Genomic DNA, 17,613 nt, shown 5'->3' with positions numbered 1-17,613 from the left:
TCCCGGGCGGTTGCCGGCGGCCAGGCCGTATCCCCATGTGGGCTTCAGGCGTTGGTAGTTGACGGGCGGACTACACCGCTCGCATCACATGCACCAGAAGGAGAGTCAGCGTGACCATCGGGGGACAGGATCCATACCGTCCGACACGGCAGCCGAACGGCGGCCACCAGCCGTACCCGCCCCACCAGGGCCACTATCCGCCCAACCCGGGGCCGTACCCGCCCCACCCCGGCCCGTACGCGCCGTACGTGCCGAACCAGCGCCCGTACCCGCCCCAGCCGCCCGCTTCGCTGTGGCGGCGACTGCGCGAGGACGAGTGGCCGACCACACGGGAGATGCTCGGGCACGCGCGCCGGATCCACGGATGCGTGTGGGCGCTGCTGTTCCCCTGCTTCGGGTCCCTGCTCCTGACGGTCCTGGTGACCTACCCGCTGGCCCGCTCCGCCCGCATCAAGTCCCGTGTCGTCTTCCCCGTCAACAGCCAACGGCGCGCCCACGACGACGAGGTGGCGCGCCTTCAGAAGACCAGGGCCTGGATCGCCCTCGCCGCGTCCGTTCTGATCCTGCTCGCGTACGGCACGGCGGAGGACTGGCAGCAGGCACAGGACCAGTTCATGGTCCGATGGGCGATGACGCCGCTGCTGCTGCTGATCAGCGCGCCCATGGTGGTCGCGGTCCTCTTCTGGTACGCGCGGCCCTCGTCGAGAGCGGACATGCGCAGCCGGCTGCGCCCGGCGGTGCGGTCGGTTCTCTGGTACTTCGGCGCCCTCGCCGTCGCACCGGCCTACATCGCGATGACGCTCCTCCTCGGCGGGGGAGTCGAGGAGAACGCCGTCGGCGTCTTGCTCACGGTGGGTCTGCTCGTGCCGATGCTGTGGGTGGCGCTGTTCGTGGTGTTCTCCACCAGGGCGGCGGTCCGCACCGCGTTCAACACCACAGACGTGCACCCCGCGCTGCCGGCTCTGCTCACCGGCGTCCTCGTGTGGGAGTTCGCCGTCGTGAGCCTGGCGATGGGCGGGCTGCCTCCCGGCCCGCCGCTGGTCCAGTTCCTCGCCGTGCTGGGCGGACCCGCCTCGGTGAGCGCCGTGGCCTGGTGGGAGATCGTCCGCCTGCGCACCCGGTACGGAGTGACGCTGCGCGGCTGAGGGCCCATCAGGGCGGGAGCGGCCGACGGCGTACGGGCAGGGGCCGGCCGGCCGGCGGGCTCACACCGCGCCACCCACGACGCGCCTCATGTGCGCCGGCGCGTGGAGTGCTCGAGGCGGGCGAGTTGAGAGGTCAGGCTCGTCAGCCATAGTTCGAGGTCGACCAGCACCGGCGCCGGCGGCCCGGCGGGGAACGCGGCCGGCCCCTCGTCCTGAGCGGCCGGCCGCGCCGGTGCGTCCCCGGCGCACAGAGCGGCGACCCGGTCGAGGCGCACGTCCAGCGCCTCTGCCGTGTCGCGGGCCCAGGCGGCGGCCTCGGGCCCCACTTCGATGGACGCCGGGCGGTCGAAGCGGGCCAGCCACAGGGCCCCGACCAGCACATGGTTCGCCGTGATCAGCACCCCATGCCAGTCCTTCGGCGCCTCGAAGGGTCTGCCGGGCTCGCTGCTGAGCTGGAAGTACGCGGCCTCGGCGAGGCGCAGCCGGTGCAGGGCGGTCATCGTGGAGGGCGGCCGCGCCGCCCCGCCCGGCGCGGCCACGAGCGCCTCGACCGTCCCGTCGACCAGCGGGACGCAGGAGCGCAGCAGCGCGGCCATCGTCCGTCGCACCTCCTTGCGCGCCCCCGCCGGCCAGGCGATCAGCCCGCACAGCAGACCGATCACGCTGCCCGTCACCACGTCCACGATCCTCTGCTCGGCCAACTGCCAGGTGGCGGGCGCGATCTGGGCGAACGCCGTCGCCACCGCCAGGGTGAACAGGGCCTGCGACCAGGCGATCCCCAGCAGCGGCCCGAGCGAGAACGCGGCCAGCAGACCGGGCGCGAGCAGCACCGCGTACACATCCGTGTTCCCTCCGACGGCGAAGAGCAGCAGCCCCGCCGTGACCGCGCCGACGAGCGTGCCGACCAGCGCGGAGCGCACGGCCGTCCACGTCCCCACGGCCGTCGTGCGACCCAGCGTGAGCACCGCGAGCAGCACCCAGAAGCCGTGGGCCAGATCCAGGGAGCCCGCCACCAGCCGGGCCGCGCCCAGCCCGAGTGCGATGCGGACCGCGTTCTGGAACAGGACCGAGCCCGGCGTCGCATGGCCCGCGAACCGCCGCCACCACAGCACGGGCGTACTGGACTCGGCGTACCAGAAGAGCTCCCGCGGCTCGATCGGCGGCGTGCGCCGGCCGTCCAGACCGATGCCCGCCGACGTCTCCAGCGTCCGGGCCGACCCGGCGATCGCCAGGACCGCGGCCCGGCGGCGCAGCACCGAGCGCGGCGGCACGTCCTCGGGCGGTCCGGTCGCCTGCGCGCGGCGCAGCGCCTGGAACTCGTTGATCGCCGTGGTCAGCGTGGCGGCCTGCGGCTGCGGAGGCGGCGGCCGGCCGGTGCGCAGGGCCGCGGCGGTCGTCTCGCAGGCCGCTGCGATACGGCTGAGGAGAGCAGCCGAGACCGGGTCGTCTCGCGCGGTCCCGCCCTCGCCCTCGTTCTCGCTCAACCGCGCCAGCTGGTCCAGCAGTCTGCGGGCCGCGCCGCCGGCCTGCGCCAGGGCGCGTGTGGAGCGCCGCGCGCCGGCGGGGCGTTCGGCGGGCGGAGTCCTGGAGAGCCGCAGCCGCCTGCCGGTCGCCCGCAGCCGTTCCGCCGAGCAATCCTCCCCGGCCGCCGCCCGGCCCGCGACCGCGACGGCGTGCGCGAGCCGCTCCCGGTAGGACGGGGCCGGGCGGGCCGGCAGCAGGACGACCTCGAAGGCGGCGAGCAGCAGCACGCCCAGGGTGAGCCCGGCCAGGCGTGCGCCGAGGTCGTCGGGGGCGTACGGCGGGAAGCAGGCCAGGATGTAGAAGAGCTGGAGCCCTGGGGCCGTCCCCGCCGCACGGGGGCCCGCCACCGCGGCGAAGGTGAGGAGGAATCCGACGACGAGCATGCCGAGCACCGCGGACCAGGTCCGTACGGCCAGCACCGTTCCCAGGGCGACCAGCAGCAGGCCGACGGGAAGCGCGCGCAGCATCACGGCCGCCCGCTGCCGCCCGGATCCGGGGATCGGCGACATCACTCCGAGGGCCACCGGGGCGAACAGCGCGTACAGCGCGATCACCGTCTCGTCCACGGCGTACACGAAGGGGTAGAACCCGAGGCAGGCGGCCGCGGTCACCCGGACCGCCCGGTGGACGATCTCCGTGCGCTCGGCCTTGTCGGTCACGGCCGGCCCTCACGGGCGCCGTCGTCGACGGGGGGCCAGGGCGCGTGCATGGACAGCGGCGGCACACGGCCGCGGACGACCAGACGGTGCCGTACGCCCATGACGACGACCGACGCCGCCAGGATGACCGCCCCGCCGAAGCGCAGGATCGCGTCGTACGCGTCCTCGGGCGGCCGCTCCGGCGTCATCGCGGTGATCGCGGCCGCCGCGCCCGCGAGCGCGATGGCGCCCATCGTCACGAGGAACGTCAGCAGCACGCCGGACGCCTCGCCCGCGCGGGCCGGCGAGACGACCTGCTGGGTGGCGACGCTGGCGAACGTCCAGCCGAGGCCCAGGCCCAGGCCGCACCAGGCGAAGACGGGGACGTACAGCCACCAGGCGGTGACGAAGGTGAGCGCGATCATCCCGGTCCCCGCGACGGCCCCGGCCATCGCCATCACCGCCGTGGGGCGCACCCGCGGCGACAAGAGGCCGCCGAGGGGCCCGGAGACGGCCACCAGAAGGGCGGGGGCCAGGAACACGATGCCCGCGGTGAGCGGGGACAGGCCGCGTACGCCCTGGAGGTAGAGCGTCGCCACGAACACGGTCACTCCATAGCCCATGTTGGAGATCGTGCCCATGCCGGTGACGAGGACATAGGGGATGTTGCGGAACAGCCTCAGATCGATCAGCGGGTGCCGGGCCGTCCTCTCCCGCAGCAGGAAGAGCCCGCCGCTCACCAGGGTCACCGCGAACAGGCCGAGCGTGCGGGCGTGGTCCCAGCCCCAGGCGCTGCCGCGCTCCACGGCCAGGGTCAGGGCGGCCAGCGCGACCACGACGGCCAGACAGCCGGTCAGATCGAGCTGCCGCGGCGCCGAGGGGTCGCGTGAGTCCGGTACGTACGCGAGCGCTATGAGCAGCGACAGCGCGGTGAGCGGCGCGAGCATCCAGAAGATCCAGCGCCAGCCGGGCCCCTCGGTGAAGCCGCCGCCCACGAAAGGCCCCAGCGCCGTCCCGATGCTCGCGATGCCGAAGACCGACCCGAGCGCGCGGGCCCGCGTCTCGTCGGGGAAGGCGTTGCTGACCACGGCGACGGACACCGGGAAGACGAAGCCGGCGCCGACGCCTTGGACGATCCGGGCCGCCACCAGCCACGCCAGGCCGGGGGAGAGCGCGCACCCCACGGAGCCGGCCGCGAACAGCGCGAGACCGACGAGCAGGACGCCCCGGCGCCCGAAGACGTCCCCCAGCCTGCCGCCGACGATGAAGAAGCAGCCGACGGCGAGCATGTACGCGGAGAGGGTCCACTGGGCGGCCGCCACCGACACGTCCAGCTCGTCCGCGATCCCGGGGATGGCCAGGTTCAGCGCGAAGAAGTCGATCTGGATGCAGAACAGCGCGACCGCGACCGCGACGAAGGCCCCCGTCCGCGCGGCCGAGGGCGACTCTGCGCGCTTGGGCAGCATGGGCACGTTCCTCTCAGCCGACGCCGTCGAGGCGCCGTGAGCGGGCCGGGCGTGCGCCCGTGGTCTCAATTGTCGGTGCGAGGGCGGCCCTGCGCAGCCCGGCGGGGCGCCGGTCCGCCCGAGGAGAAGCCGCCGACCAGGCCATAGCGGCTGGAGCCGGCGGGTCCGCTAGGGGGTTCTGAGGTGCCCGAAGGAGCTCTTGGGCCGCCAGCTGATCGCGGCGTTGACGACGACCAGCTCGTGCATGCCGAGGATCGCGCCCGTCCCTCCGACGAAGACGATCGTCGGCTGCGCCTGCTGCTGGGGCTGGCCGTTCGCGTCCTCCACCTCGAACTCGACCGTCAGCCCTCTGCGGGGCAGCAGTCGCAGCCCGCCGCCGACGCCCTGCGCGGTGGTGCCGATGCCCGCCGGGCGGAGGGCGAACTGAGCGGCCACGGCGTCGGAGACCGTGCTCACGTCGGACCCCGTGTCGACGAGCCACTCCACCGAGACCCGGTGGGGCTGCCCGCCTGACGCGGCCGTGCCCGTCACGGCGCCCCGCTGCGCGGGCTTGAGCCCCGCGGACGAGTGCCCGGTCAGATCGCCGGCCATCATTCCCCCTCGAAGGACGGGAGTTGCTCGAAGTACAGCATCGACTCCGGAGCGAGGGTCTGCGCCTGGTCGAAGAGGTCGCCGTTGGAGTCGGAGACGAGCAGCATGCCCGCCACGAAGCCCACCCACTTGCCCGGGTGCTCGGCCTCCAGGCCGGCCCTGTTCATCTCGAAGAGGACGTGCTGGCCGATGACGTCCGCGCCTTCCGCGACCGTCATACGGCCTGCCAGCAGCTCCTCTTGCACGATGGCCTCGACGTCAAGCGGCATCGGCTCGGCTCCTCGTTCCGTCTCGGAGGCGGCCCCACGCTGTGATCGTATGGTCTGCCCGGGTCTCTCGCGAGGCGGAGAGCGCGCTTCGGGTTACCGGCCTGGGTGCGCTGCGAGGCGGCGGCCGGTGTCGAATGTCCGTACGTCGGCGGCTAGCCTACGCGCGTGACCCTGAGCGACGACCGCGTGTTTCCGCCCGCCCTCGCAGCCGTGGCCGGCATCGGCTTCCACTACGACGACGACGGGGTGGACTTCGAGCCGTACGACCGCTTCCTCACCGCCGAGGAGACCGCCGACTGGCTCCGGGCCTGGACCGGCAACGACGAGCTCGACGGCGGCGACCTCCGCGTGTTCGGCCAGGACGGCACCGGCGGCTATGCGGCGTTCTGGCTGGTCCGGACGGGCGCTCCGCTGGAGTGTCAGCCCGTCGTGTTCTTCGGCTCGGAAGGCGAGCTCGGCGTGGTCGCGGGCGATCTGCCAGGCTTTCTCTGGCTGCTGGCCGACGGGTTCGGCCCGCTCGAAGCAGTCGAGTACCCCGACGGGAGCCCGAATCCCAACCCGCGGCTGGCAGCCGTCGCCGAGCGCTTCACGAGCGGCGAGCGCCGGTCGGCGAAGGACGTGATGGCCGAGGCCGCGCGCGAGTTCCCGGACTTCGAGCGCACGATTGTGGCGCTGTGCCGCTGACGGCCTTGAGGGAGACGTGGTGAACGAGGACGTGGTGAACGAGGACGCGGTCAAGCAGGGGGTGGGGAAGGAACAGTCGGCGGTACGGATCGAGCGCGACGGCCCCGTCTTCACGGTGGTCCTCAGCCGCCCCGAGGTCCGCAACGCCGTCGACGGACCGACGGCCGCCCGACTCGCCGACGCCTTCCGCCGCTTCGAGTCCGAGCCGGACGCCTCGGTCGCCGTGCTGTGGGGCGAGGGCGGGACCTTCTGCGCGGGCGCCGACCTCAAGGCCGTCGGCGGGGATCGCGGCAACCAGGTGCGGGCCGAGGGCGACGGGCCCATGGGACCCACCCGGATGCGGCTGACCAAGCCCGTGATCGCCGCGGTCTCCGGACACGCCGTGGCCGGGGGACTGGAGCTGGCCCTCTGGTGCGATCTGCGGGTCGTCGAAGAGGACGCCGTCTTCGGCGTGTTCTGCCGACGCTGGGGCGTGCCGCTCGTGGACGGCGGAACCGTGCGGCTGCCACGACTGATCGGCGAGAGCCGGGCCATGGACATGATCCTCACCGGCCGGCCCGTGCAGGCGTCGGAGGCGTACGACATCGGGCTCGCCAACCGGCTCGTGCCGCCCGGCGCCTCCCGCAGCGAGGCGGAGCGACTCGCCCGGGAGATCGCCGCGTTCCCCCAGCTGTGCCTGCGCCACGACCGCCTCTCCGTGCTCGAGCAGCACGGCCTGAGCGAGCCGGACGCGCTCGCCGCCGAGTACCGGCACGGCGCGGTCCCGCTGGCCGCCGGGGAGACCCAGGCCGGCGCGGACAGATTCGCGGGCGGGGCCGGCCGGCACGGATCCTTCGGAGACTGAGACTGAGACTGAGACTGAGACTGAGACTGAGACTGAGACTGAGACGAGCGGGCGCCCGCGGCTAGGGGCGCTCGAACAGCTGGAGCACCCCGGCGACCGAGAAGCACGCCGCCCCCGTGATGGTTCCCCAGTTGGCGACCGCGACGTTGACCAGGTCGCCGGTGCGGGGGTCGGTGAAGTCCGCCAACGCCGAGACCATGAACAGCACCGAGCCCAGCTGGTTGACCACGACGATCCACCAGCCCAGGCTGCGGACGCGGATCCGGGGAGGGCCGTGGCTCACCTCGACCAGGGCGAGATGGCCGGAGACGAGGAACAGCAGGCACCCGATGACGTCCGGCGTCCAGACGAGCCGGTTCACCTGCTGGACCGTCAGGCCCTGGAGGAAGGAGTCCAGCAGATTGACGCCGAACACCAGCGTCCCGGTGAACAGCACGAACGTACTGGCCCAGTCGATCTGCAACGGCTCGTAGCTCCACCACCGCCAGCGGTGGGTGACCAGCGTCCCGGCGCCGTCGCCGCGCCGAGGCGCGTTGATCGTCTGGAGCAGAGAGGCGTACGCGCCGCCGGTGAAGAACAGTCCGCCCACGAAGTAGACCGTGGCGCTCTGGAGCGGATCGCCGGAGCCGAACTGGGCGAGCACCGCGCCGAGCACGAACAGGGCTCCGCCGATGGTGAACGACCCCGCGGCCACCGCGTTGAGGGTCCGCAGCCGCCGCAGGGCCACCTCGTCCGCGTACCGGACGATGGCCTCCGCGCCCGCGGGCCGGACGGTGAGCTGCCCGCGTTTGCGGGCCAGACGCGACTCCCACACCGCGACGTCGCCCTCGACCCGCCACGTCAGACGCGTGGTGAACGGCCCCGCTCCCTCGGCGCGCGCCTCCATGCGGGCCTCGGCGCGCTCTTCCGCGCGCTCCTTCTTCGCACGATCCCTCGCCCGCTTGTCAGGGTCGTGCACCGGCCGCGCCCTCCCTCGCCCGGCGCAGCGCCTGATGCGCGGCCCACACGACGGACACCAGCGGGACGGCCACCACCGCGCCCAGCACCCCCGCCGCGATCGCCCCGCCGATGACCGAGAGCGCCACGACCACCGGGTGCAGCCGGACGGCCCAGCTCATCACGATCGGGTGCAGCAGATGGCCCTCGATCTGGCCGATGATGACGATGAGGGCCACGACGATCGCCGCGATCAGCGGGCCCTTCGTCGCCAGCGCCACCACCGCGGCGACCGCCAGCGCGATGGGCGAGCCGATCAGCGGAATGAAGGCGGCGAAGAACTCCAGCAGCGCCAGCGGTACGGCGAGGGGCACGCCCAGCGCGTAGAGGGCGATGCCGACGAGGATCGCGTTGGTCGCCGCCACCAGCACGATGCCGTGCGTGTAGCCGGTGAACGTGCGCCAGGCCGCGCGGCCCGCCACCGACACCCGCTCCCGGGTGCCGGCCGGCAGCTGGTGACAGAACCAGCCCCACTGCCGGTCGCCGGAGTGGATGAAGAACACCGAGCAGAACAGGGCCAGGGCGAGCACCGTCAGCACCTCGACCAGCCGGTGGGCGCCGCTGATCGCCGTGCTGATGAGCGTCGACCGGTGACTGGACAGGAACGACCCGATCCGGGACTGGACGTCGTTGAGCGCGTCGGGGTTGAGCCGCAGCGGCGGCTCCTCGAGCCAGCTCTCGATCCTGCCGACGCCGTCGCGGAACTCCTGCACGAGCTCGGCGCGCTGATCCGCCACCACCTCGCCGATCAGGGCCAGCACACCGAGCACGACGAGGATGCTGCCGATCAGGGACACGGCGACGGCGAGCGGACGGGGCAGGAACCTGCCGAGGAGGTCGGCCACCGGGCGGAGCATCGCGGTGATGACCAGCCCGAGGAAGACGGCCACCCCGATCTCGTGGAAGCGCCCCAGCAGCGCGAACACGGCGTACACGAGGATGCCCACCGCGAGGATGCGCCAGGAGTACGCGGCGGCCGTCTGCAGCGCGGGGGGCACCCGCGGCTCCGGGGGAAGCACCGGACCGACCGGCTCGCCGCCCGCCGCGCCGGCCGAGGGGCGGCCGAAGCCGCGCAACGCCCGCCGCGACGCCGTACGGATCCGTTCCCGCCGCCCGGCGGACGGCGCGCCGAGGGCGTCAGGAGCGGGCTGCGGATCCGAAGGAGAGGACATCCACAAGCTCGTACCACCGGGTGCTGGCGATGCCACGCGGGCGGCGGGGAATTCGCCCGAAGGCACCCGGCCGAAGCCCCCTCCGCCCCGACCGCGATGCACGACGCCCGACTGCCGAAGATTTCGGATGCAAGCCCGCAGAAACGGCTATGGCTCGCGCCCGCGCGGATGCGCTTGGCTTCGAGGGCGACGCGAACAACCCAGAAGGGCCTGCGCACCTATGGCTGACCTGTTCGGGACGGGTGCGGCCCGGCCCGGGCACCGGCCGAGGCAGGACTCCTCGGCGATGACCGGCGCCCACGGCCTGGTGGGGCGCGACGCGCTGCTGGGACAGATCGCCGCCGTGCTGGCCGGCCGGGCGGCACTCGGGCCCGCGCTGCTGCTGCGCGGTCAGCCGGGAGCGGGCAAGAGCGCGCTGCTGGACACCGCGGTCGCGGCCGTTCGCGCGCACGGCGGTCGTACCGTCCACGCGGGGGCGCTCGAATGCGAGGCGGGCCTGGCGTTCTCGGGACTCCACCAGGTGCTGCACCCCTTGCGCGAGTGGGCGGGGACGCTGCCCCAGCGCCAGCGGTACGCGCTCGACCGCACGTTCGGCGTGGTCGGGGGAGACGCGCCGGACCGGCTCGCCGTCTCCGTCGCGGCCCTGGCGCTGGTGGAGTGCGCGGCGGAGCAGGCCGGGGCGCTGCGGATCGTCGTCGACGACGCCCAGTGGATCGACCCCAGCAGCGCCGAGGTGCTGGCCTTCGTCGTCCGGCGGACCGGAGCGGGAGTCGCCTTCCTGGGCGCGGCGCGGCCAGGGACCGACAGCCCGCTCGACCAGGCGGGCCTGCCCGAGGCCGTGGTCGCCGCGCTGGACGCCGAGGCGGCCGGGCAGCTGCTGGACGCGGCGCACCCCGCTCTGCCGCCGGCCGTCCGTGGCGGAGGCCGCGGGCAATCCGCTGGCGCTGGTCGAGCTGCCCGCCGCGCTGAGCGCGCGTCAGCTGGCCGGGCGCGGGGCGCTGCCCGAGAGCCTGCCGCTCAGCGGTCGCCTCGAGCGCCTGTACGTCGACCGGGTGCGCTTCCTCCCGTCCGCCGCGCACCGCCTGTTGCTGCTGGTCGCCCTTGAGCGGTCGGGCAGTCTGCAGACGATTCGCGCCGCGGCCGGCGACGGCTGGGACGCCGACGCGGTGGCGGCCGCCGAACTCGCGGGGCTGATCCGCGTCGACCGGCGGCGCCTGGAGTTCCGTCACCCGTTGATCCGTTCGGCCGTCTGCCAGACGTCCCCGCCCCACGAACGCCGCTCCGCTCACCGCGCCCTGGCCGACGCGCTGAGCGACGACCCCGACCGCCGCGTCTGGCACCTGGCCGAGTCGGTCATCGAGCCCGACGAGCTGATCGCCCGGGCCCTCGAAGCCGCGGCCGGGCGATCCGCCCGGCGCGACGGGACGTCGACGGCCGCAACCGCGTTCTCGCGGGCCGCCGAGCTGAGCCCCGGGCCCGCGGACCAGGTGCGACGGCTGGCCGCCGCCGCATACGCGGCAAGCAGGTCCGGGCAGCTCGGCCACGCCGCCGGCCTGCTCCAGGACGCCGAGGGGATCGGCTACGCCGACGGGCCGAGCGGCGCCGCTCCCGCTCAGAGCGTCGCCGTCGCCCGCGCCTATCTCCTCGTCCACCAGGACGGCGACCTCGAAGCCGCCCACCGGCTGCTCCTGCGCGCTCTCGCCGACGCGAGGCGCCGACCAGAGGACCGCCTCGCCTGCGCCGACGAACAGGACGGGGACCACGACGGGGGCCATGACGGGGACCACGGCGGGGACCATGAGGGAGGCCCCGATGGCGAAGACGCCGAGTACCTCCTGCTGTTCGTCTGCCAGTCCGCCGCGCGCGCCGATCTGTGGGCCGCCCTGGACGCGGCCCTCGATAAGACGTGCCGTCAGCCGTCCGGGCTGACCGGGCTGTACCGCGTCGCGCTCACCGACACCGCCGCGCGGGCCGAGAGCGTACGAACGCGGCTCACGGCGCAGTTCGCCGCGCTGTCCACGGCCCCGGACCACCGGCGGGCCAACCGGCTCGGCCTCGCGGCCCTGTTGGTCGACGGGCTCGCCGAGCACAGGGAGTCCGTCCGCGGCGCGGCCCTGAGCGGGGCGCAAGGGGCTCAGGGCGGCGCGCACGTGGGCCGGCTCACCGGTGCGCTTCTGGCCTTCGCGGACGACTTCCTCGCCGGGCGATGGGACCGCGCCGACGAGGTGGTCGCCGAGGCGCTGGAGGCCGCACGGTCAGGCGGCTACCAGTACCTCGGCTGCCTGCTCCGCTGCCAGGCCGCCCAGCTCGCCGCGGCGCGCGGGCGCGGCGACGCGGTGCACGCGCTGGCCGACGAGGTCGTGGCGTGGGCGGGGCCGCGGAGCGCCGGCATGGCGATCGCGGCGGTGCGCCACGCCCAGGTGGTGGACGCCCTCGGCCGCGGCGGCTACGAGGAGGCGTTGGCGTGGGCGGGGCGCGTGAGCCCGCTCGGAACGCTGCCGTACCGCAGCCACCACGGCCCGGCGATGGTGATGGACGTCGTCGAGGCGGCCGTGCGCTGCGGCCGCGCCGACCAGGTGCAGGCGCATCTCGACGCGGCCCGGCGCGCGGAGCTGTGGCGCGTCTCCAGCCGGATCGCCCTCCTCGTCGCGGGCGCCGAGGCCCTGTGCGCGCCGGACGAGGAGCGCGCAACGCGCTTCGAGGAGGCGCTCTCGACCGACGGGGCGGCACGGTGGCCGTTCGCGTACGCGCGGGTTCAGCTGCTGTACGGCGAGTGGCTGCGCCGCGCCCGTGACGTGATGCGCGCCCGCGATCAGCTCTGGCCCGCCCTGCGCGCGCTGGAAGCGCTCGGCGCGGCGCCGTGGGCCGAGCGCGCCCGCAACGAACTGCGGGCGACCGGCCTGCAGGTGACGCACGCGGGGGAGAAGGGCGCGCTGCTGACGCCCCAGGAGGCGCAGATCGCCACGCTGGCCGGCGCGGGTCTGACGAACAAGCAGATCGGCGAGCGTCTGAACCTCTCTCACCGTACGGTGGGCAGCCACCTCTACAAGATCTTCCCCAAGCTCGGGATCACGTCGAGAGCGGCCCTGCGGGACGCGCTGGCGGCGGCATCGTCGGGCGCGGACTCCGCTCGCCCGCCGATCGCCTGAACCGGCCGGGCCCGGCGCCGTCGGCCCGCGCGGCGTCAGGACAGGCGGCCGGCTGAGGGCGGAGGGGCAGCCGCCCGGTACGCCTGCTGAGGGCGGAGGGGCAGCCGCCCGGTACGAAAGGGCAGCTCGACGCCCGGCGCCGCTGCGACCGGCGGATACTCGGAACTGGCCGCACCCCCCGCGCGGCCGCCGGGCGGTCCCGGAGCACGCATGCGGTCTCCGCCGGCGAGGAAGGTCTGCTGTGGGGGTGGACCTCGCTCGCCGCGTGCTTCGGGGCAGCCTGTGCCGCCTGCCGCCTGCCGCCTGCCGCCTGCCGCCTGCCGCCTGCCGCCTGCCGCCTGCCGCCTGCCGCCCGGGCAGCCGGCGACGGGTCAGAGCACCCCGTTGCGCAGCGCGTAGGCGACGGCGTGCGCGCGGTTGCGGAGCTTCAGACGGTGCATCATGCCGTGGATGATGTTCTTGATGGTCCGTTCGGAGAAGTTCAGCCGCTCCGCGATCTCGGCGGTGTCCATCCCGTCCGCGAGGAGCTTGAGCACCTCGGTCTCGCGCGTGTGCAGTCCTGCGACCGTCAGATCGTGCGGCGCCAGCACGTCGCGCTGGATCGACCGGACGTGCTCGATCAGCCAGCCCAGGACGACGGAGGGCATCTCCGACCGGCCCCGGCGGGTTCCCACGACGGCGCTGACGACGCGTTCGCGCACAGCCTCCCGGCGCAGGACCACGCTGGACAGGCCGTAGTTGACCGCCCGTATCAGATGGTGCTCGCGGATCGAGTCCGCGACGAGGACGATACGCAGCCGGGGGTTGGCCGCCTCCTTGCAGACGCGCTCCATCCGGGCGAGCGTCCCTTCGTTGACATCGTTATCAAGCACGACGCAGACGTCGGCCTGATCGCGTGCGTCGGCGGCCAGGAGCGTGACCTGACCGCTCGCCTCGAGGTAGGCGGCGATGCCCGCGGCGACGAGCGGGTCGGCGGCGAGCACGGCGACGCGGAGGGCGTCGGAGTCGAGCAGGGGGACGCGGAGGGGATCCACTTGGTCTCCACATGGGGGCGTGCGGGGGATGGTCGGTCCGCCCGGCGGCGCCTCCGGCGGGGCGCCCGAGGCGCGTCGTCGAGGCCTCTGAGCGGGGCGGTTGTTGCAGTGTGCACCTTCGTTCGGGGGCGAGAGACCCGTCACATGACTGAGCGCGGTGTGACTGCCGCCGCAGTCACGCGGGGGAGGCGCCCGGGGCGCCGCTCTTCCTCGGCCCCGGGGCGGGGGCCGGGGCGCCCGCGCGCGGCAGCCGGGCCGGCGGGAGGGAGATGGTGAACGCGGTGCCCGAGGCGGCGTCGGAGCGGACGGCGACGGCGCCGCTGTGGCCGGCGACCACGCGCTGCACGATCGACAGGCCCAGGCCCGTGCCCGGGTAGTCGGCCCGGCTGCCGCCCCGCCAGAAGCGGTCGAACAGGCGTGCCTGGTCGGCCGGTTCGATGGGCGGGCCGTCGTTGTGCACGGTGATGTGCACCCCGCCGACGGTCCTCGCTCCGCTCACCTGGACCGTCGAGCCGCGTGCGGCATGGCGGACGGCGTTGTCCACGAGGTTGCCGATCGCCCGCCGCAGCGCCTCGGCGTCGCCGAGGACGACGAGATCGTCCGCGTCCCGCCCCGCCACGCGGACGTCGGCGAGCGCGGCCAGGGTGCGGGAGTCGTCGCGTATCTGTGCGTTGAGGGCGGCGACGTCGACGAGGTCGTAGGACTGCCGAGGGGTCTCCCAGCGAGCCAGCGCGAGCAGGTCGTTGACGATGGCCGTCATCCGGTGGGCGGCGCGGCTGACCCGCTGGAGAGCCGGCTGCACGGACGCCTCGGCCGGGATTCCCCGCAAGGCGAGGTCGAGATTGGTACGTATGACCGCGAGCGGGTTGCGCAGCTCATGGCTGGCGTCCGCGACGAAGCGCTGCTGGGAGCGGAACGCCGTGTCCAGCCGCGCGAGCATGTCGTCGAAGGTGTCGGAGAGCCGTTTGAGCTCGTCGTCAGGTCCCTGGTGGCGAATGCGCCGGGTCAGGTCCGTCGCCTGGATCTGACGGGCGGTGGAGATCAGCCGGTCCACGGGCGCCAGGACGCGCCCGGCGACGAGCCGGCCGATGAAGACGCTGATGACGAACAGTCCGAGCAGGCTCCACGCCAGCAGCTCGCGCAGCGTGGCGAGGGTCGCCCGGTTCGCCGCCGCCTCGAAGGGGATCAGCGAGGCCGGGTCGGCGTCCACCGCGGTGAACCGGCCGTCCGTCACGACGCCTCCGGTGCGCGTCACCTCGTCGGCCAGCGACCGCCTGGTGAGCGCGGCGCCGCAGACGAAGTAGAGCACCGTCACCATGGCCGCGGCGAGCGCGAAGACCAGGGACGAGTACACGAAGGCCAGTCGGGTGCGGGCCGAGCGCAGCCGGACGGGCAGCCGGTCCACCCATGTCGCGATCATGATGCGCTGCTCCTGAGGCGGTAGCCGAGGCCGCGGACGGTGATCAGCGGCTGGTGCAGACCCTGCGGGTCGAGTTTCCGGCGCAGGCCGAGGACCGCCACTTTGACCACCTGGCTGAAGGGGTCCAGGTTCTCGTCCCAGACGTGGTCGATCAGCTCTTCGGCGGAGATGGCGCGGTCGGGGTTGGCCATGAAGTAGCGCAGCAGCGCGAACTCCTTGGGGCTGAGCCGCAGCAGCCGCTCCCCTCGGCGCGCCTCGCCGCGGGCGGTGTCCAGGGCGAGGTCGCCGCAGAGCAGCACCGCCCCCGATCGGCCGGCGTCGCGGCGCAGGAGCGCTCGCACCCGCGCCATGAGCTCGTCGAAGTCGAACGGCTTGACCAGGTAGTCGTCGGCCCCCGCGTCGAGCCCCCGGATGCGGTCCGAGACGGCGTCCAGCGCGGTGAGCATCAGAATCCGCGGCGCCTCGGCGTCCGGCGGAGCGCCGCCGAAGCGGCGGACGCGGGTGCAGACCTCCACCCCGGACATGCCGGGCAGCAGGAGGTCCAGGCAGACGAGGTCGTACGGGGTGACGGCCAGCAGATCGAGCGCGGCCGGGCCGTCGTCGGCCACGTCGACGGCGTAGCCCTCGCCCCGCAGGCCGTCGGCTATGCCGTCCGCGAGGTCGCGTTCGTCTTCCACTACGAGGATCCGCATGGTGCAGTATCGCCCGCCTCTCGTTCCGTGCTCCCTCGCCGCCCAGCGCTCGGACGGCGGCCCTGGCCGCTCGCCTCCCGGGCCCGCCGAGGCGAGCCCGGGAGGCGGGGCGGCTCCGCGTCTTACAACTCCGCGCCCGGGGCTCAGCCGTGGGACGGGGCCGGGACGCGCAGCTGGGAGACCCAGAACGGGAGCTTCGGCGGGGTGGTGCCGCTGACGGCGGCCGGGCTGCCCAGGGTGTTGAACTGGGAGCTGACCACCAGCAGCCGTCCGCGGTGCAGCGCGGCGCCGGTCGGGAAGGCGAACGACTCGTCGAAGATCTCCGACGCCGAACGGGCCGAGCCGAAGTCCTTGGCCAGCGTCAGCGACTCCACCGAGCCCGGCAGGTTCTGCACCACGTGCAGGGTGCGGCCGTCGAGCACGAGGCCGTCCGGGGTGCTGAGGGTTCCCTCGGGCAGGGCGACGCGGCTGACCGTCTTGGCGCCGAGCTCGACCCGGAACAGGGCGTTCTCGTTGCGCTTGCCGATGATCAGGTAGCGGCCGTCGGGGCTCGCGACGATGCCGTTGACATTGATGCCCGGCGCGCCCGCGGCGGACACGTACTTCACGGCGGTGCCGGTGAAGTCCATGAACCGCTCCAGCCGGTAGCCCTTGCCCGTCGGCTTGGCGCGCCACAGCACCGGCGCGACCGAGTCGGTGATGTACGCGCTGCCGTCCGGTGCGATCGTGACGTCGTTGAGGAACGTCTGGCTGGCGCGCAGTCCGGTGTCGAGCCTGCTCACCAGACGGCCCGTCCTGGTGTCGTACACGAAGATCTGGCCGGTCTGCCGGCCGGCGACGACGAGCCGGTCGCCGGCGAAGGCCAGGCCGGTGGCGATGGTCCGGCCGTCGGCCCCGGCCGGGGAGAACACCGAGAGCTTCGTGCTGCCCACCTTGCCGGTGAAGATCGTGCCGTCCTTCACCGAGCCGACGAAGAACCGGCCGCTCGCGGGGTCGACGGCGACGCTCTCGGGGAACACCTGGTCGCCGGGCAGCGCGTGGATCCGCGTGCTGGAGGCGGCGGGGCCGCGTGCCGCGCCGCCGCTCTCGCCGTCCTCGGGCGACGAGGCGGCGGCGACGGTCGTCAGCGTTCCGGCCAGCCCCAGACCGACGATCGTGGCGGTGGCGCGGAAGCGGCGGTTGGTCAGCGTCATGGCGTTTCCTCCTGGGCGGTGGCCCTGTTCTGCGGTACGCGGAGGAGTTCATCGCGGTGACGGTTAGCAGTCGGTTAGTGGTGTGGACCACACCATGGGGAGCGCGCGGGGAGGCGGGACGCGCGAGGGCCTCGGAGCCGTCGGCGGGATCCCTCCGCGCGCCGGCTCCGAGACCGCTGCGGGCCGAATGGCTGGGGGAGCAATCGGCCTGACGCCATGGTGCGCGAGCGCTCCGGCGCGGGCGGACGAGCCTGCCTGTTCCTCCATGATCCACTGCCCGTTCGCACCCGGTCGCCCAGAGGTCCGGGGGCGGGCGGGCGCCCCGCTCGGCGGCCTCTGGATGGCCGGACCGCCCCCGGTGTCCAAAGGTGAGAGTGGCCGCAGTCGCGGTGCATCCGGAGAAGGGAGAGGCGCGTGCCCAAGTACCTGGTCCAGGCCAGCTACACCGCTGAGGGAACCAATGGCCTGCTTTCCGAAGGCGGTACGGGCCGCAGGGACGCCGTCGAGCAGGTGCTCAGGTCCTGTGGGGGCAGGCTCGAATGGATGTACTTCGCCTTCGGCGACGACGACCTGTACTGCGTCGTGGACATGCCCGACGACATCTGCATGGTCGCCACCTCCATGGCGGTCCGCGCCACCGGAACGGTGCAGTCCAGGGCGATCCCGCTCATCAGCCCCAGCGACATCGACGCGGCCGCCAAGAAGACCGTCGAGTTCCGTCCGCCCGGCGCCTGACCGCTATAGGCGCCTGAGCGCCATAGGGGACGCGCCCCGACGGCCGTCGTCCCGGCAGAGC

Annotated in this window: 16 protein-coding genes; 6 read left to right on the top strand and 10 right to left on the bottom strand. The window is 73.9% G+C overall.

Translation table 11 applies throughout. The annotated features are described in order from the left end of the window. The first annotated feature begins 110 nt into the window (after nt 1-110). Complete coding sequence (locus tag AB0M39_RS26625; protein ID WP_365368420.1) at nt 111-1,145, top strand: hypothetical protein; 1,035 nt, start codon at nt 111-113, stop codon at nt 1,143-1,145. A gap of 86 nt (nt 1,146-1,231) precedes the next feature. On the opposite strand, the gene AB0M39_RS26620 is transcribed toward AB0M39_RS26625, so the two are convergent. The 4 genes from AB0M39_RS26620 to AB0M39_RS26605 form a co-directional block, all read right to left on the bottom strand. After that, nucleotides 1,232-3,328: an FUSC family protein gene (locus AB0M39_RS26620; RefSeq protein WP_365368419.1), complete on the bottom strand. Its 2,097-nt coding sequence runs from the start codon at nt 3,326-3,328 to the stop codon at nt 1,232-1,234. Then, nucleotides 3,325-4,773, bottom strand: coding sequence for an MFS transporter (locus tag AB0M39_RS26615; protein WP_365368418.1), 1,449 nt, complete (start codon nt 4,771-4,773; stop codon nt 3,325-3,327). Before AB0M39_RS26615 ends, AB0M39_RS26620 begins: the two co-directional genes overlap by 4 nt. 168 nt (nt 4,774-4,941) lie before the next feature. Continuing rightward, nucleotides 4,942-5,364 (bottom strand): hypothetical protein, encoded by a 423-nt coding sequence (locus tag AB0M39_RS26610; RefSeq protein ID WP_365368417.1) that lies wholly within the window; start codon nt 5,362-5,364, stop codon nt 4,942-4,944. Continuing rightward, nucleotides 5,364-5,633, bottom strand: coding sequence for a hypothetical protein (locus tag AB0M39_RS26605; protein WP_365368416.1), 270 nt, complete (start codon nt 5,631-5,633; stop codon nt 5,364-5,366). Before AB0M39_RS26605 ends, AB0M39_RS26610 begins: the two co-directional genes overlap by 1 nt. Nucleotides 5,634-5,798: 165 nt before the next feature. On the opposite strand from AB0M39_RS26605, the gene AB0M39_RS26600 reads away from it, so the two are divergent. Together AB0M39_RS26600 and AB0M39_RS26595 are read left to right on the top strand one after the other, a co-directional pair. Continuing rightward, complete coding sequence (locus AB0M39_RS26600) at nt 5,799-6,317, top strand: SMI1/KNR4 family protein (RefSeq protein WP_365368415.1); 519 nt, start codon at nt 5,799-5,801, stop codon at nt 6,315-6,317. Between the two features lie 61 nt (nt 6,318-6,378). Next, nucleotides 6,379-7,161: a crotonase/enoyl-CoA hydratase family protein gene (locus tag AB0M39_RS26595; RefSeq protein WP_365368434.1), complete on the top strand. Its 783-nt coding sequence runs from the start codon at nt 6,379-6,381 to the stop codon at nt 7,159-7,161. A 61-nt stretch (nt 7,162-7,222) separates the two neighbouring features. On the opposite strand, the gene AB0M39_RS26590 is transcribed toward AB0M39_RS26595, so the two are convergent. Together AB0M39_RS26590 and AB0M39_RS26585 are read right to left on the bottom strand one after the other, a co-directional pair. After that, the gene (locus AB0M39_RS26590; RefSeq protein WP_365368433.1) at nt 7,223-8,047 is read right to left on the bottom strand and encodes a hypothetical protein; all 825 of its coding nucleotides are present in this window, start codon (nt 8,045-8,047) and stop codon (nt 7,223-7,225) included. Between the two features lie 58 nt (nt 8,048-8,105). Then, nucleotides 8,106-9,329: an AI-2E family transporter gene (locus AB0M39_RS26585; protein WP_365368414.1), complete on the bottom strand. Its 1,224-nt coding sequence runs from the start codon at nt 9,327-9,329 to the stop codon at nt 8,106-8,108. Between the two features lie 220 nt (nt 9,330-9,549). Here AB0M39_RS26585 and AB0M39_RS26580 point away from each other — a divergent pair, with 220 nt between their 5' ends. Both AB0M39_RS26580 and AB0M39_RS26575 read left to right on the top strand, forming a co-directional pair. Next, nucleotides 9,550-10,434 (top strand): ATP-binding protein, encoded by an 885-nt coding sequence (locus AB0M39_RS26580; protein ID WP_365368413.1) that lies wholly within the window; start codon nt 9,550-9,552, stop codon nt 10,432-10,434. Between the two features lie 1,285 nt (nt 10,435-11,719). Beyond that, nucleotides 11,720-12,478, top strand: a complete 759-nt coding sequence (locus AB0M39_RS26575) for a LuxR C-terminal-related transcriptional regulator (RefSeq protein WP_365368432.1) — start codon at nt 11,720-11,722, stop codon at nt 12,476-12,478. A 371-nt stretch (nt 12,479-12,849) separates the two neighbouring features. Here the strand turns inward: AB0M39_RS26575 and AB0M39_RS26570 are convergent, their stop codons facing one another. From AB0M39_RS26570 to AB0M39_RS26555, 4 genes are all read right to left on the bottom strand, one after another. Beyond that, entirely contained in the window at nt 12,850-13,512 is a 663-nt protein-coding gene (locus tag AB0M39_RS26570; RefSeq protein ID WP_365368412.1) for a response regulator transcription factor, read from the bottom strand. A gap of 175 nt (nt 13,513-13,687) precedes the next feature. Then, a complete protein-coding gene (locus AB0M39_RS26565) occupies nt 13,688-14,932 on the bottom strand; it encodes a HAMP domain-containing sensor histidine kinase (protein WP_365368411.1) in 1,245 nt (414 codons plus the stop codon). Next, nucleotides 14,929-15,624, bottom strand: a complete 696-nt coding sequence (locus tag AB0M39_RS26560; RefSeq protein ID WP_365368410.1) for a response regulator transcription factor — start codon at nt 15,622-15,624, stop codon at nt 14,929-14,931. Before AB0M39_RS26560 ends, AB0M39_RS26565 begins: the two co-directional genes overlap by 4 nt. Nucleotides 15,625-15,767: 143 nt before the next feature. Beyond that, nucleotides 15,768-16,817, bottom strand: coding sequence for a hypothetical protein (locus tag AB0M39_RS26555; protein ID WP_365368408.1), 1,050 nt, complete (start codon nt 16,815-16,817; stop codon nt 15,768-15,770). Between the two features lie 414 nt (nt 16,818-17,231). Here AB0M39_RS26555 and AB0M39_RS26550 point away from each other — a divergent pair, with 414 nt between their 5' ends. Beyond that, nucleotides 17,232-17,552, top strand: a complete 321-nt coding sequence (locus tag AB0M39_RS26550) for a GYD domain-containing protein (protein WP_365368407.1) — start codon at nt 17,232-17,234, stop codon at nt 17,550-17,552. Nucleotides 17,553-17,613 lie beyond the last annotated feature (61 nt).

Origin of the sequence: Streptomyces sp. NPDC051907 (assembly GCF_040681075.1) — a bacterium.
Taxonomy (GTDB): domain Bacteria; phylum Actinomycetota; class Actinomycetes; order Streptomycetales; family Streptomycetaceae; genus Streptomyces.
Note: the sequence above shows the minus strand (reverse complement) of the source record. Positions and strands in the feature narration are given on the sequence as shown.